This is a genomic window from Thalassotalea agarivorans (genome assembly GCF_030295955.1).
In the GTDB taxonomy this organism is placed as follows: Bacteria; Pseudomonadota; Gammaproteobacteria; order Enterobacterales; family Alteromonadaceae; genus Thalassotalea_D; species Thalassotalea_D agarivorans.
The window spans coordinates 3202863-3217901 of record NZ_AP027363.1 but is presented as its reverse complement, the minus strand read 5'-3'; the positions used below and the strand labels follow the sequence as shown (position 1 = coordinate 3217901).

Genomic DNA, 15039 nt, shown 5'->3' with positions numbered 1-15039 from the left:
AGGCGCTTAGCGCCTCTTTTTTTATGCCTAAATTTTAGCTACGTTGGTTTTCATTAGCTTGCTTTTGTTACGGAAGTAACCACCATTGTGACTGCTGCTGGTACTCTAAAAGCGGTGCAACCTCACCTATTTGCGGTGCGATCATCTTAATATCATTTTCTTTGGTAAGACTATCAATTGTTTTGATGGGCTCATCCCAGTCGTGCAAGGCCAGATTGAACATGCCCCAATGAATAGGGTAATAAGTTTTCGCATTAAGCTCATTAAAGGCTTTTATGCCTTGTTCTGGAATTAAGTGAACTAAAGGCCAGCGCTCGTTGTATTGGCCGTTTTCCATAAAGGCTAAATCAAAAGGGCCATATTTTTTACCGATAGCCTTAAAATGAGGTCCATAGCCGGTATCGCCACTAAAGAACAACGAATTAACGTCATCTTTGATTACCCAAGACGACCAAAGTGTTTTAAATGACGTAGAAGTTGTTCTACCAGAAAAATGCTGTGATGGTGTATTGGCAAAGGTAATGCCGTCTAGGGTGGTTTCTTGCCACCAATCCATTTCGATGATTCGCTCGCGAGGCACGCCCCATGAAACTAGATGAGAACTCACACCTAAAGGTACTAAATAAGTTATATCTTTGTCGGCAAAGAACTTCGCCGTTTCCATTTCTAAGTGATCGTAATGGTCGTGAGAAATAACTACGTAATCAACGCTAGGCAACTGCTCTCTTTTGATAACTGGCGGCTGAAAACGGGTACCCGCAAAACTGACAGGGCTTGCCTGCCCAAATACTGGGTCGATAAGAATATTTGTGCCTTTAAAATTGATCAAAAAGCTGCTGTGACCTAACCACATTGAACGAATATCTTGATTTTCGGCGGAAAACACTGAAAGGTCGGGGATCTGCTCTGGCAATGGGCCTGGTGGTTCTAATTGCCCGTCGCTTGCCCACCAAGTAGTTAGCATTTCAATGAGACTCATATTGTCTTGCATTTCGTCTATTTCATCTTGATTCAAATTCACAAAAGATCCACGTTCACTGTCCCATGCTACCGAGTCTTTATAGTGGATCGTTTGTTTATCACTTGGCGTTTCTCCAAGTGAGGCACAGCCTGTTAATGCTGCCGGTAGCATTAACGATATGGAGGATACCACTGCAATTGCAATGATCGACTTTTTGGAAAAAACAGACATGTAATTCTCGTATATAAACTAAAGCTCAATAACCAAAAACGAATGTAACAGTAGATAAGTTTAATATCCCATAAATTCTGTATCAAAATATTTGGGGTCAGAACATGTTCTGACCCCAAATATAAGATCCGGACATTAGAGTTTAGAGACCAAATTGCTGATTAAGTTTTAAATAAAACTAAGAAAAATAATTTTAAATTAAAGGTTTAAGATTTTTCGTTGGTAAAAATTTGAAGGTAATACCGCTAGCGGGGAGGGATAGCAAGTGGTTAGTTGAGTAGCTGGGGTCAGAACATGTTCTGACCCCAAATGTACTAAAGAGAAGATAGTACTTTTAAGATTTCAGCTGGTTCCATGCGTTTTGAATAGTCTGCGTCTGCATGTTGTGCAACGATTTTACCTTGTTGGTCGATGACAAAAGTGCCAGGTACAGGTAAGCCAACGCGACCTTCGCCGTTATGACCTTCTAAATCAATGCCAACGCGCTTATAAATTTCAACAACGTCAGGCGCTACTTCAAAATATAAGTTGTAGTCCTGCATAACCTTGTTGTCTAAGTCGCTAAGTACTTCAAAGTCATAGTTACCTGATTTTAACTGCTCTAAAGAGCGATCAGGTTGTTGCGGTGTGACAGCGATAAGCTGCGCGTTGTATTTTTTAAATTCAGGCATGTTGTCTTGTAATACCTTTAAATGGATATTACAAAATGGGCACCAAGCGCCACGATAAAATACTAGTACCACAGGGCCTTGTTCTAGTGTTTCTTTTAACGAAACTTGTCCGCCAAAGGCATTGGTTAGAGTGAAATCTGGAGCCATTGCGCCAACGGTCAGGCCAGCATTGGCCATTTCTTCTTTCATTTTGGCATTAGCTGCACCCATTTTGGCGCGATCTTCTTCAGTGAATTTACTACCGATATTGCCAGCAATTTTTTTGAAGTCATCACTTTTAAGCGCTTGCTCATAAGTCATTTTGGTTGGTTGTGGTGCTACTTGTGTGGACTCATTTTTTTCACAAGCGACTAGAAAGATTGAAAATATAAGTGCTAAATTGCGCATGGTGTTTCCTAATATTTATTGGTTCAAGCATCAGACCAGAGTACTGGATGTTTAATTTCATGGTTTCAGTTCATTAAAACAATTGGCTTTAAAGATGTTTACCATCATCTACTTTCTCAGATAGGGGAATAGTAACAAAGCTTCACTTATTAGGTTGGATTTATGACTTTTTGTTAAGTGGATAGCATAAATGTCACGACTATATTGAGGTGCGCTTTCTTGAATAAAGAGCCTGCCTTCTCTGACATGTTCAAAGCACATTTGTAGCGGCAAATAAGCACAGCTACCCGTCTCTAATATAAAATTCATAGCAATACGAGGCTGACTCATGTGATGACGAACCGTTGATACTTCACTGAAATCTCTCATAAATTGGCTGTTTATCGCCTCGCCATAATCTACCATAACCATTTGGTTTAGATTTGGCTCTTGATCGCTCGACACTAGATAGAGCGGTACCGTCGCTACCTTTTCAGTAATCAAGTCTTCAATGTATGGTGGTTCAAACAAGAATGCGATATCAATAATACGGTTAAGTATGTTTTTTCTAAGCTCTATCTGCGAATAGTTATGGGTAGAAAGGTGAACTCCATCTAAGTTCTTATCTATTTTATGCAGCCATTCTTGTAGCACGATATCCCATATAGATACCATCGAACCAACAAATAATTGCTCTGCTTCTCCTTTAGCAACACCAACATCTTGTTTTGTTTTTTGCCACATAACCAATAATTCATTGGCATGCTTAACCAGTTTGTGCCCTTCTGCGGTTAACTTTAATCGTTTTTGACTTCGGTCGAACAACAATACCCCCAACTCTTCTTCTAATTGTTTTATGCGACTACTCACTGCTGCCTGTGTTAAAAACAAATTTTCCGAGGCAACACGAACATGCAAGGTTTGGCTAACTTCTAAAAAGGTCGACAGTAATTCTATTTTCATTTTAATAAAAATAATTTATCAAATCGGTCATTTTATTTTGATTTTTTATTTAATCTTTTTCAACTACATTTTGCGTAATGAGCTATTAGGAGGACATTATGAAAATAGCTATTTTATCTAGAGGACCAAATTTATATTCAACCAAGCGATTGAAAGAGGCAGCGTCATTGCGCGGACATGAGGTTGATATTATTGATACCTTGCATTGTTACATGGATATAACCAGTAATCGCCCAACCGTGCGATATCATGGTGAAGAACTACCCAAATACGACGCGATTATTCCAAGGATAGGCGCATCAATAACATTTTACGGCACTGCTGTAGCGCGTCAGTTTGAAATGATGGGTACGTTTAATATAAATGAGTCGGTTGCAATTAGTCGTTCGAGAGATAAGTTGCGTTCTTTACAATTACTTTCTCGTAAAGGCATTGGTTTGCCACGCACAGGTTTTGCAAGTAAAGCTGACAATATCAAAGACGTTATCAAGAATGTCGGTGGTGCTCCCTTAGTCATTAAGTTGCTGGAGGGTACGCAAGGCATTGGCGTAGTATTGGCTGATACAGCAAAAGCGGCAGAAAGTATCATCGAAGCCTTTATGGGATTAAGAGCCAATATTTTGGTACAAGAATTTGTAAAAGAAGCGGGTGGCGCAGATATTCGTTGCTTAGTTGTTGGCGGTCGTGTGGTTGCCGCAATGAAACGTCAGGGCGCGGAAGGTGAATTTAGATCTAACTTACATCGTGGCGGCAGTGCTGAAGTGGTTAAACTGACAAAAGAAGAGCGTCAGACGGCGGTCAATGCAGCGAAAGCGATGGGGCTTAATTTTTGTGGCGTAGACTTATTGCGTTCACACACTGGTCCGATGGTGATGGAAGTAAATTCTTCTCCAGGGTTAGAGGGTATAGAGGTGGCTACAGGCTTGGATGTCGCTGGGAAAGTGATTGAATTTCTAGAAAAAAATGCGAAGTTTAATGCCACTAAAACGAAAGGCAAAGGCTAATTAAAATGACGGTAAAAATGCGCGCGTTAACTATTGGTGAACATCAAATTCTTCCAGGTGAAACAAAGCAAATAGAGTTGCCTGTGGCTAAGCTATATACAGACTCAGCAGTCAACTTACCTGTTTATATCATGCGTGGTAAAAGGTCAGGGCCTACTATTTTCGTTAGCGCTGCTGTCCATGGCGATGAGTTAAACGGTATAGAAATTATTAGGCGATTGATTAACCTAAAAAACTTCAAAATATCAGCAGGCACGCTGATCGCTGTACCTATGGTCAATGTTTATGGTGTTATCAATCAAAGCCGGTACATGCCAGATAGGCGGGACTTAAATAGAAGCTTCCCTGGTTCGTCAAAAGGTTCTATGGCAGCACGATTGGCAGATATTTTTCTCAAGGAAATTGTGAGTCAATGTGATTATGGTATTGATTTACATACCGGCGCTATTCATCGTTCTAACTTGCCGCAAATAAGAGCGCAATTGTCGGATGATGATACGCTAGAGTTGGCGAAGTCATTCGGTGCGCCCGTGATTCTTAATGCTGACATTCTAGAAGGTTCACTTAGACAAGCAGCTGAACAAAGCAATACAAAAGTGCTTTTGTTTGAGGCGGGTGAGGCGTTAAGGTTTGATGAGTTTTCGATCAGAGTTGGTATTCAAGGGATCGTTAATGTATTGAGACATCTTAAAATGGTGCCAAAAGGTCGTTCTAAGAGAAAGCTAGCGAATCAATTTATTGCCAATAAGAGCAGTTGGGTAAGAGCAACAAGCAGCGGCTTTGTAACGCAGTTTTTTGATATGGGCGATCAGGTGCAAAAAGGCGATATACTTGCCGAAATTGGTAGTCCTTATGGCGAGGTGTTAGGACAAGTTATCGCAAACAAAAGTGGCGTTATTATTGGCAAGCAAAATATACCTTTAGTACAAGAAGGGGAAGCTATGTACCACATTGCTTTCTTTGCAGAAAACGACGAGGACATTGCAGAACATATTGAAAATATGGAAGCTGAACTAACGAGTGACCCAGAAACAAAGATGAATATGTTATGAAAAACAAGCTGATTATTGGTCATATAGAGAATATTGACTTACCAAACTTGGCTATCAGTCAAATGACAGTTAGAGTGGATACAGGTGCACAAACGTCTTCTTTGCATGTTGATAATATTCAAAGAATTCAGATTGATAACAAACCTGCGGTATCTTTCGACATACATCCAGAAGTGCATGATGTCGATAAGGTAATTAGTTGCAAAGCATTGCTTCATGATATTCGCAGAGTGAAGTCGTCAAATGGTATTAGCGAACAACGATATGTCATTAAAACACCTGCAGTTCTCGGTGCGCATAAGTGGGATATCGAAATTACATTGACCAATAGATCCGATATGACGTATTTGATGCTATTGGGGCGCCAAGCAATGACGCCCTTCTTAATTGATCCAACTAGCGCATTTGTGGCAACGGGAGAGTAAATGATTGACCAAATTATTCAGTGGTTAGATTATCCATTATTTACGTTCAATGAACGTGTCATTACGGTAATGGAAGTGCTAACTATACCGTTGTGGTTATTGGTGAGCTTGTGGGTGGCGCACATGCTCATTAAAAAGTTGGGTTCTGTGATGGAGAAAAAGGACAAAGATCCTAATGTTATCCAGCTGGTTCAGCGCTTGTTATACATCGTCGCGCTAGTCGCTATCTTTATTACCACTTTATCGATGTTGAACATCCCAATTACAGCGTTTGCGTTTCTTTCAGGTGCAATCGCAATTGGCTTTGGTTTTGGTGCGCAAAACATCATTAACAACTTCATTAGTGGTTGGATTTTAATGGGCGAAAAGCCCATTCGAATAGGTGACTTCCTCGAGGTTGAAGGGGTTAAAGGTGTCGTTGAAGAAATTAACACACGTTCAACCCGGGTTAGACGCGTAGATGGCGTGCATATGCTTATCCCTAATAGCAAATTACTAGAGAACACCGTTATCAATTGGACGCTAAGAGACAAACTTGTAAGAGGTTCAGTGTCTGTTGGGCTTGCCTATGGTAGCGACTGCCAAAAAGTGCATGACATCATGCTTGATGTGGTGTCATCGCAAAGCGAAGTACTGAATGATATTCGCCATCAGCCAGGCATATTTTTTATGGACTTTGGTGACAACGCGCTGGTTTTCGAAGCTTATTTTTGGATTAATTCTAGAGTTGAAGGTGGACTAAGGAAAGTCTCTAGCGACATTCGTTTTGCACTAGATAAGGCCTTTAACGAAAATGAACTTGTTGTTGCATACCCGCAGCGAGATATTCACATAGATGGTGTTTTAAAGCTAGATAAGTAATCAAGAGGGGTAAGTAAATAGTCATGCAGAAACTAAAACAAGAATTTACCTGTATTGTTGAAGGGAAAGAACAAGCTTTTACCTGGACCCATATCGTTATAGAAGACGAAGACAATAGCGCAGATATCGGACACTACAACTTACCCATTGCTGCGCTCGAGGCTTTGCTTGCAGAAGAGACTCGCCCAAAATATTTGCCGATAGAAAACGGCGCATTCATCTGTTTACGCGCAATAAACTTCAATCCCGATGCAGATTCAAATGACATGGTGTCGCTTCGAATCTGGTTCACTAAAGATCTTGTTATTACGGCTAATAAAGCAGGTCGAAACCTGCGTTCTATCGGGGAGTTAAAACAAACGATTGCTGCAAACAGTGAAATTAACGATGCTGGCGACTGGCTATGTGAATTAATTGAAAGAGTTACCGACAAAGTTAGTCAGCAAATAGAGGATATTGAAGACTTAACTGATCTAGCAGAAGAACAAGTCAGTAAAGAACTCACTGATATTGATCGCCCGGCTATTATTACGATGCGCAAAGATGCGGCTCAAATTAAACGCTTTATGGTCCCGCAAAAAGATGCCTATGAACTGTTACAACAAAAACTGCAGTTAATAAACGAAGTGCAAAAATTCCAAATAAAAGAGCAAGTGGATAGGGTTCATCGCATGCTTGAAAACCTAGTACTTATTAGAGAACGCAGTGCGTTAGTGCTCGAGGAAATTAGGCTAGCGATTTCAGAAAAGCAAAATGAGCGGATGTACGTGTTGTCCCTAGTAACCGCTATCTTCTTACCCTTATCATTTCTCACTGGTTTATTTGGCATGAACGTGGCGGATTTACCTGGCACAGACTTCCCCAATGCCTTTTGGTTCTTATTAGGTGCAATGGCGGGTATTGGCGTGGTGGTGTTTATTGTCATGAAACTAAGAAAATGGCTGTAGCCAACACATTTGTTAGCTACAGCAGTTTATTAAAAGATGTATTGATAAAAGAAGCCTGCAAGTACTGCCATTGAAAAGATAACGGTTAAGAAAGCAAACAGAAGTTTGTTTTTAAACAATGATTTTAAAAGAATCACTTCTGTTAAGCTGGCACCAGCGCTACCGATAATCAATGCCATAACCGCGCCTAGTCCCATACCTTTTGATACCAATGCGGCGCTTAGTGGAATAACAGCTTTTGCGCGAATATATAGAGGCACACCAATAACGGCAGCTACCGGAATAGCCCAAGGGTTGTCATCGCTAGCAATAGAAGAAATAAACTCAGTATGACATTATTGCGTTTCTAAAAGATGATTGTTGTATCGAAGAGTAGCCGAAAAGTGCCGAAATTTTTTACACCGGCATAAATGCTCTGTTGTAACGTACTGAAATATGCCAACAATTTGTCTGGCACAAAACATGCTTTGCATAATATTCCATTCATCCTGCCTAAGCGATGATGTTTATGCTTTGGCATAACTAACAGGACGTTATTTATGCGTATTCTTTCTGTCATTACTGGTGCTTTTGCACTGTCGTTTTGTTTATCTAGTTGCACACCATCTGAAGACACCCCTGTACTTAATGCTTTAACACCACCTGAATTTCAACAGGCGCAATCAAGGGTGCGATATAGCCCAAATTCACAGTCGCCTTCACTGGTGGAATTTATTGTCGAATTTCCGATACAAGGCTCGGCCTATGAATTAGTAGGCGATATTGATATGGAGGTCGCTTTTACCTCAAATAGCGCTGAGCCAGCCTATTACGTAGATACAGAATTATCGCGTTATCGGCTAAACAATCCACAAACAGCGTGTAATTTGTCTATTAACGGCACGATCTCTGTTGAGCAAGAAAGAGTGTTTTACTGTAGTTTCGATGGTTACTTAAATAACCAAATTCTCGCTGCTGAAACCGTTGTTTACCGCTGGTATGCAACTTTAAAATTAAAAAATGGTGGGCAAGATACCATGGATATCGAAAGTTATCTGTACAAGATATCTCCTGAGCATAACCCTTTTGAGCAGCGACCAGCTGTTGTCAATGGCGCCAATGGCACAACCAACCCTCCTATTGATGCTTCCGCTTGGCTTGGGGATAAAATTGTGGGGGAGTAAACAAAAAACGGCTCTTTATGAGCCGTTTTGAACTAAAAATGCCTTGATTAACGACGTTTATGTTTGCGCACGGCGACTAAACCAAGAAGGGCTAAACTCAGTAACGCTAAAGATTCTGGCTCTGGTACATCGACACGAGCTCCGGTTGGCACCACTGAACCAATAGCGCCGCGTGATTGCCCGCTATTAAATGTTGATGTGCCATTAAACACAATATTGCCCGAAGCTGAGTTAAAGGCGAACATGATACCTTGGTAAAAGCCTGAACTGTCTACTTGAATTGTTGCCATGGTGAATGCTGCGAATGAACCGCCCACGTAAGACAAATCGCCATTCAAACCATTAAACAATCCTAGAATTTTGGCGTCATTACCGGTGCTGTTAAACACAGTAGTTGGATCAAAATAATCACCTACATCCCAAGTGATGCCATTGCCTTCGCGTAAACGAAGAAAGGCAATATGGTCGGCGTCGGACACGCCTAAGAAATCGGCTTGAGCTTGAGTAATACTATAAACACCATCGTTAGTTGTCTTTTTAACGTATGTGATTAACCCAGCGTTTGCGGTAAAACTAAGTGTTGCTAATAACGCAAAAACAGATGCAATTAGTTTCTTCATTGTTATTCCTTTTATGCTGATAGACTAATTAAGTTTTTCTTAACAGTCACACACTAGCAACCATTATGCCATTGATTTAAATAACTGAATTATATAGTTATTTATCAAGTAACCATGTTCGAATGGTGATCTTTGTAAAAAAATCGGACAGTTTTCGAGTCTGATTGGATAAATGTGTTAGTGCCTTGCTAACGCTTTGATAATCAAGCAAACTGGAAAAGCTCGCAGCATGAAATGCGCCTTGCGCTGATTTTTCACGGGAAGTTACATGGATTTTATTTTGCTGGTTGTCATTATTCTTGCCTTATTTATTTTTGTCGGGGCTTTTACTGCTTTTGTCAATCGCGGCAAAATTGAAACGTTTCGCGAGCGCTTATCTTTTCTTGAATCGCGAGTAGAAGCGCAGCGAGCTCAGATTGAGCAGTTAAAAGACCAATTAACGGCAAAGGGCGCTAAAGAAGAAGTCTCGCCTGTTGATAAACCCGCATCAAAACAAGCACCTGTAACAGCACCTGTTCGTAACCAATCCATTGATAGCACTCGTTATCTAAAGCAACAATCCTCATTTGCGCAAATCCAAGTAAAATCAGCTAAGCCAGCAACAAGGTTTGATTTGGATAAACTGATCAAAGGCAATGGCTTGTTTTGGTTAGGTGCTATCGTGCTGGCGTTAGGAGGGATATTTCTTGCAAAATATGCCATTGAAGCAGGTTTAGTGCCGCCAAGTGTGCGGGTTACCCTAGGCGCTCTATTCGGTGTAACTTTGCTTGTCGTTGCCGAATATGCCAATCGAAATGCAGATAAATTTAATATCCATAATGCCTATTTCTGCGCTGCGTTGGCGAGCGGAGGAGTGGTGACTTGCTATGCCATGGCATTTGTCGCGTTTGATTTTTATTCTTTCATTACGCCCAATATAGCTTTTGTCTTATTAGGGTTCGTCGCTTTGCTGGCAACATATCTGGCGCTGCGTTTTGGTCCGCTGCTTGCTGCTATTGGACTAATAGGCGCTTATTTAGTGCCAGCATTGGTATCGACAGGTTCTAACAATGTAACCGCTTTGCTGATTTTTATCGGCATTGTGTCTGCCTCAGCCGTTTGGGTTGCAGATGCGGTGAAAAACACCTGGTTATGGTGGCAAAGCTTCATTGGTCACTTTGTCTGGCTTGCACTAGCGGTTGCCATTGCAGATGTTAATGACATTGTCACCATATCAATGTTTTTACTTGCTTCTTTTTATCTGTTTGTTTTTACCAACCTGCTTGGCTGGAATTTAAAACAAACATTTAAGGAACCATTAAGTATTGTCGCTTTGCTTATGCCTCGCACAGAGCAAGCTGCGGTAGTGGCCATATTTTCTCTTGCGATGTTCTATCTATGGCTGCATCCGAATTCCTTGAATACGCTTTCATTAAGCTTGGTGTTGTTTATCGTTGTTACCTTTGCCGCTATTCGTCATAGCGCACTTGATAGTTGGCATTTCCTGATGCTTGGGTTTGCATTGTTCAGCTTTTTACAACTGCCGTTACCGGTTTCTTATCAAGATTATTTCTTCCCATTTTCAGGAAACTATTTGTATGTGCAAGTGGCGGTAGTGCTAGGTTTAGGTACTTGCGTTGCCATGTTAAAAGTAGATAAAGCACGCGTAAGTTATTTGCTACTGATGGTGTTAATACCTATAAGCTTTTATGGATTGAGCTACATCTTCGCGAAACCAGCCGCCGAATCGACCCTGTATCCTATTTGGGCGCTAGAGTTACTGTGCATTGGCGCTATCGCATCAATGGCGGCAAGGCGCACTGATGAAAAGCTTCATCAAGTAACCTATTTAGTGCTAGCCAATGCCACCCTTACCTTATGTTTAACCATGTTATTGTCGGCGAGCACATTAACCATAGCTATTGTTGCTCAGGTAGCGACTATGAGCTATCTCAGTCGCAAATTTAACGTCGCTATTCCAAACTGGATCTATAAAGTTGCCTTGTTGGTTGTGCTCACTAGGCTAACGATGGCGCCTTGGTTAGCGTCTTATAAAGCCGAAACAATTTTGCAGCTACGGTGGACGGTGGTTGTTTATCCACTGGTGATCGCGCTTATTTGGGTTGCTTCGAAATACAATCCTTCAACTCAATTACGCCCATGGTTTACTGGCGTGCTGATTCATGTGCTTGCACTGTTGGTGACAACAGAGACAAGTTATTTGCTGATAGGCAGCTATCCAGATTTCGCCGCATTGAGTTACCACGAATCTATTTTGTTGTCGTTTAATTGGTTATTGCTTGCTGTAGTGTATTTGTATCGAGCGACCCTAACCAAATCATTAAGCACACTATATCAGTATGGCGGAGCGCTACTTATAGGCGGGGCGACGCTGTTGCAATTAGATATTTCGCTTGTTCATAGCCCATTTCTAACAAACCAACATGTTGGTGGCGGCGTGATCAACTGGTTATTTTTACAATGGCTACTGCCAGCCGTTGTACTTTATTTACTGGTCCGATTTAAACTTGTACAACCGCTTTTTGTTAAACCCATCTATTGTGCTGTTGCCTTACTTGGCGTGCTTTTTATTAATGGTGAAATTAGAGCTTTGTATCATCAAGGATTGATTAAGCTGTATACACCCATACCACAAGCCGAGCTCTATACCTATTCGTTTGTATGGCTAGCGTTATCAACAGCGATGATTTTTTTGGCGCAACACAAGCAACATGATTGGTTACGCAATGCTGGCTTTATCGGCTTGGCCATTGTGATTTTAAAAGTGTTTGGCATTGATATGTCGAATTTAGAGGGGCTTTATCGAGCATTTAGCTTTATAGGTTTAGGCTTATGTTTAGTCGGCATAGGCTGGCTGTTTCAAAAACTGCAACGCACTCCTATTGAACAAAGTTAGAATCAGAATAATAAAATCGTCATAAAACAGGTGCTTACTATATTTTTAATTAGTTTGTGAACATTGTTTGATGATTTTTTATAAATTTTTTAGAGTAAAGACTTTACTTTAGTAGAGCACATGCTCTATAATCACAATCGTTCTCTTAGCGAACAATTGTTGTAATAATTTTTTTTATTCTAGCTTTCCCCATAGCTATACCCAGCCGTTGCTTTTAGCAGCGGCTTTTTTTTGCCTGTTTTTTGGTAGGCTTTAAGGAGCAAGGAGCAAGGAGCAAGGAGCAAGGAGCAAGGAGCAAGGAGCAAGGAGCATGGAGCATGGAACAAGGAGCATGGAGCATGGAACAAGGAGCATGGAGCAAAGTCTGCCAAGGTATCGATTGAATACGTATGTAATAGCGCATAATCCGAGCAATTTGATACTCTTAAAGGAACAACAAGTATCGAGCGTTTAACGCATGAAAAGAATAGTTCTATTTATTTTACTCAGTGTCTCGTTTGTTAGTGCAGGCGCAGATTACAAAAGCCATCAATTAAAGAATGGCAAATTACATATACAAACAGATAAGCACGAAGTGGTCATTGCACCACTATCTTCACAAGCGTTTGAAGTGGTTTATCTGGCAGACCAAAAACAACTGCCGTCATTTGCCATCGATCCAACGCAAGATTTTAATGCGCAGGCAAGCTTAACTGTTGAAGAAGAGCGCTTGTTATTTGAAGCAGACGATCTGACTGCGGTTATCTACAAGTCGCCACTGCGTATTAGCTACTATCAACAGAACAAATTGCTAGCAGCGGAAGAAGCGGGCTACTTTAACTATCAAACCGCACTGGGTTTTCGTTTCCATTTAACCGATGACGAAAAACTTATGGGCACTGGTGAGCGTGTCGTAGGCATGAATCGCCGTGGTATGCGCTTGCCATTATACAACAAGGCTGACTACGGTTATGAAACCGAATCAACACAAATGAATTACAGTCTGCCTATCGTGATGTCTGACAAAAAATACATGATAGTGTTCGACAATAGTGCTGCTGGCTGGGTTGATTTAGGGTACAGCGAAAAAAATGTACTGCAGTTTGAAGCATCAGGCGGACGCAGTGCTTACATTATTGCGGCAGGTGAGAGTTATCCTGCGCTTATTCATGAATATGTAAACATCACCGGCAAGCAACCTCTTCCTCCTCGCTGGGCTTTTGGTAACCACGCTTCGAGATTTGGCTATAAATCTCAACAACAAGTAATCGATACCATTGCTGCGTATAAAGAACATAAGGTACCTGTCGATTCTATTATTCTCGACTTATTTTGGTTTGGCCCAGACATTCAAGGCCATATGGGTAATCTAGATTGGGATTTGAATACCTTTCCAGCGCCAGAGCAAATGATTAGTCAGTTGCAAGCGCAAGGGGTCAACACTGTTCTGATTACAGAACCTTTTGTATTAACGTCTTCTAGCAAATGGGAAGAAGCCAAGGCTAAAGGCGTACTGGGTAAAAATGCCGGTGGTAAAAACCCACAAACGTTTGATTTCTACTTTGGTAATACCGGATTAATTGACGTTTTTGATGATAAAGGCAAAGCTTGGTTTGGTGATGTCTATAAGCGTTTAGCAAAACAAGGTGTTACTGGTGTATGGGGTGACTTGGGTGAGCCAGAAGTGCACCCAGCGACAATGCTACATCATGTTAGCGACGCCGACATGACAGTAACCGGCGACGCAATTCACAACGCATACGGACATCAGTGGGCGCAGGTTGTGCGCGATGCGCTGCATGAACTTACCCCTGCACAGCGTCAATTTATAATCATGCGAGCAGGTTTTGCAGGATCGCAGCGATTTGGTCTGATCCCGTGGACGGGCGATGTCAATCGTAGTTGGGGCGGATTGAAACCCCAGGTAGAGTTATCGCTGCAAATGAGTTTGCTAGGCCTTGCTTATACGCATTCGGATTTAGGCGGCTTTGCAGGCGGTGAAGCTTTTGACCAAGACCTATACCTACGTTGGTTACAATATGGCGTCTTTCAACCAATTTATCGTCCGCATGCGCAAGACAATATTGCGCCAGAGCCAGTCTTTCACGACGAAGAAACCATTCGCATAGCGCGTGACTATATTAATCTTCGCTACAAGTTACTGCCTTACGTGTACACATTAGCTTATGAAAATAGCACCACGGGTATGCCACTAATGCGACCAATGTTTTTCGAAAACGAACAAGATAGCAGCTTGATCGACGAAAAAGACCAATATTTTTGGGGTGATAGCTTCTTAGTTAAACCAGTCACCGATCCAAAACTAACTAGTATTGAGGTCAATTTGCCGGCTGGAAAGTGGTTTGATTATTTTTCTACTCGCGCTTATGAAGGGGGGCAAACAATCGACTACCCGCTAACGCTAGAAACCATGCCTGTGTTAGTGCGCGGTGGTGCCATTATTCCAAGTGTACCTGTGGTGCAATCGACCCAGGATTACAGTAGCGCGCAACTACAACTAGATTACTACTTTGACGGTAGCACTGCCCCGCACAGTGCCACCATGTATGAAGATGACGGTATGTCGGCAACGAGTTTAACTGACAAGGCATTTGAGTTACTTAGTTTTGATGCGCAAACGCAAGGTAAAACGCTTTCGTTTAGCTTAAACCGCACCGCACAGGGGCAAGGGTACAAAGGAATGCCAGCGCAACGCTCGATTACGTTAGTGGTCCATAATATTTCAGCAGTAGCAGGTGTCGAACTTGCCGGTGAACCCCATGCTTTTGAATATGACGAAACAACGCAAAAGCTGACGGTTACATTTGCATGGCAACATCAGTTAGCAACAGTTAAGATTACGCAAAAATAAGCAAAGAAAAAGGCGACATTGAGTCGCC

At 41.6% G+C, this 15039-nt stretch carries 12 protein-coding genes and 1 pseudogene; 8 read left to right on the top strand and 5 right to left on the bottom strand.

What is annotated here, in order from left to right:
• Positions 1-67: 67 nt before the first annotated feature.
• The 3 genes from QUD85_RS14740 to QUD85_RS14730 all read right to left on the bottom strand — a co-directional run bounded on the left by QUD85_RS14740 (position 68) and on the right by QUD85_RS14730 (position 3192).
• Positions 68-1192 (bottom strand): MBL fold metallo-hydrolase, encoded by a 1125-nt coding sequence (locus QUD85_RS14740; protein WP_093328718.1) that lies wholly within the window; start codon positions 1190-1192, stop codon positions 68-70.
• Between the two features lie 314 nt (positions 1193-1506).
• A complete protein-coding gene (locus QUD85_RS14735) occupies positions 1507-2250 on the bottom strand; it encodes a peroxiredoxin-like family protein (protein WP_093328717.1) in 744 nt (247 codons plus the stop codon).
• A 108-nt stretch (positions 2251-2358) separates the two neighbouring features.
• A complete protein-coding gene (locus QUD85_RS14730) occupies positions 2359-3192 on the bottom strand; it encodes a LysR family transcriptional regulator (protein WP_093328715.1) in 834 nt (277 codons plus the stop codon).
• A gap of 98 nt (positions 3193-3290) precedes the next feature.
• On the opposite strand from QUD85_RS14730, the gene rimK reads away from it, so the two are divergent.
• Genes rimK through QUD85_RS14705 form a run of 5 tightly spaced genes read left to right on the top strand, consistent with a single transcriptional unit; the run spans position 3291 to position 7481 of the window.
• On the top strand, positions 3291-4196 hold the full coding sequence (rimK, locus tag QUD85_RS14725) for a 30S ribosomal protein S6--L-glutamate ligase (RefSeq protein ID WP_093328713.1): 906 nt from the start codon (positions 3291-3293) through the stop codon (positions 4194-4196).
• 17 nt (positions 4197-4213) lie between these two features.
• Complete coding sequence (locus QUD85_RS14720) at positions 4214-5248, top strand: succinylglutamate desuccinylase/aspartoacylase family protein (protein ID WP_093328766.1); 1035 nt, start codon at positions 4214-4216, stop codon at positions 5246-5248.
• Positions 5245-5673 carry an ATP-dependent zinc protease family protein gene (locus QUD85_RS14715; RefSeq protein ID WP_093328712.1) on the top strand — a complete coding sequence of 143 codons (429 nt, stop codon included), beginning with the start codon at positions 5245-5247 and terminating at the stop codon, positions 5671-5673. Before QUD85_RS14720 ends, QUD85_RS14715 begins: the two co-directional genes overlap by 4 nt.
• On the top strand, positions 5674-6534 hold the full coding sequence (locus QUD85_RS14710; protein ID WP_093328710.1) for a mechanosensitive ion channel family protein: 861 nt from the start codon (positions 5674-5676) through the stop codon (positions 6532-6534).
• 23 nt (positions 6535-6557) lie between these two features.
• Entirely contained in the window at positions 6558-7481 is a 924-nt protein-coding gene (locus tag QUD85_RS14705; RefSeq protein WP_093328709.1) for a CorA family divalent cation transporter, read from the top strand.
• 29 nt (positions 7482-7510) lie between these two features.
• Here the strand turns inward: QUD85_RS14705 and QUD85_RS14700 are convergent.
• Positions 7511-7810, bottom strand: a pseudogene (locus QUD85_RS14700) (permease); the annotation flags it as partial.
• A 210-nt stretch (positions 7811-8020) separates the two neighbouring features.
• Between QUD85_RS14700 and QUD85_RS14695 the strand changes: the two are divergent.
• Complete coding sequence (locus QUD85_RS14695; RefSeq protein WP_093328705.1) at positions 8021-8644, top strand: hypothetical protein; 624 nt, start codon at positions 8021-8023, stop codon at positions 8642-8644.
• A 47-nt stretch (positions 8645-8691) separates the two neighbouring features.
• On the opposite strand, the gene QUD85_RS14690 is transcribed toward QUD85_RS14695, so the two are convergent.
• A complete protein-coding gene (locus tag QUD85_RS14690) occupies positions 8692-9264 on the bottom strand; it encodes a PEP-CTERM sorting domain-containing protein (protein WP_093328704.1) in 573 nt (190 codons plus the stop codon).
• A gap of 268 nt (positions 9265-9532) precedes the next feature.
• On the opposite strand from QUD85_RS14690, the gene QUD85_RS14685 reads away from it, so the two are divergent.
• Both QUD85_RS14685 and QUD85_RS14680 read left to right on the top strand, forming a co-directional pair.
• The gene (locus QUD85_RS14685; protein WP_093328702.1) at positions 9533-12160 is read left to right on the top strand and encodes a DUF2339 domain-containing protein; all 2628 of its coding nucleotides are present in this window, start codon (positions 9533-9535) and stop codon (positions 12158-12160) included.
• Between the two features lie 457 nt (positions 12161-12617).
• Positions 12618-15011 (top strand): glycoside hydrolase family 31 protein, encoded by a 2394-nt coding sequence (locus tag QUD85_RS14680; protein WP_093328700.1) that lies wholly within the window; start codon positions 12618-12620, stop codon positions 15009-15011.
• The last annotated feature ends 28 nt before the right edge of the window (positions 15012-15039 follow it).

Coding starts and splice junctions, on each gene's coding strand:
- QUD85_RS14685 (WP_093328702.1), top strand. CDS start 9,533: ATGGATTTTATTTTGCTGGTTGTCATTATTCTTGCCTTATTTATTTTT.
- QUD85_RS14720 (WP_093328766.1), top strand. CDS start 4,214: ATGCGCGCGTTAACTATTGGTGAACATCAAATTCTTCCAGGTGAAACA.
- QUD85_RS14715 (WP_093328712.1), top strand. CDS start 5,245: ATGAAAAACAAGCTGATTATTGGTCATATAGAGAATATTGACTTACCA.
- QUD85_RS14690 (WP_093328704.1), bottom strand. CDS start 9,264: ATGAAGAAACTAATTGCATCTGTTTTTGCGTTATTAGCAACACTTAGT.
- QUD85_RS14740 (WP_093328718.1), bottom strand. CDS start 1,192: ATGTCTGTTTTTTCCAAAAAGTCGATCATTGCAATTGCAGTGGTATCC.
- QUD85_RS14695 (WP_093328705.1), top strand. CDS start 8,021: ATGCGTATTCTTTCTGTCATTACTGGTGCTTTTGCACTGTCGTTTTGT.
- rimK (WP_093328713.1), top strand. CDS start 3,291: ATGAAAATAGCTATTTTATCTAGAGGACCAAATTTATATTCAACCAAG.
- QUD85_RS14705 (WP_093328709.1), top strand. CDS start 6,558: ATGCAGAAACTAAAACAAGAATTTACCTGTATTGTTGAAGGGAAAGAA.
- QUD85_RS14730 (WP_093328715.1), bottom strand. CDS start 3,192: ATGAAAATAGAATTACTGTCGACCTTTTTAGAAGTTAGCCAAACCTTG.
- QUD85_RS14735 (WP_093328717.1), bottom strand. CDS start 2,250: ATGCGCAATTTAGCACTTATATTTTCAATCTTTCTAGTCGCTTGTGAA.
- QUD85_RS14680 (WP_093328700.1), top strand. CDS start 12,618: ATGAAAAGAATAGTTCTATTTATTTTACTCAGTGTCTCGTTTGTTAGT.
- QUD85_RS14710 (WP_093328710.1), top strand. CDS start 5,674: ATGATTGACCAAATTATTCAGTGGTTAGATTATCCATTATTTACGTTC.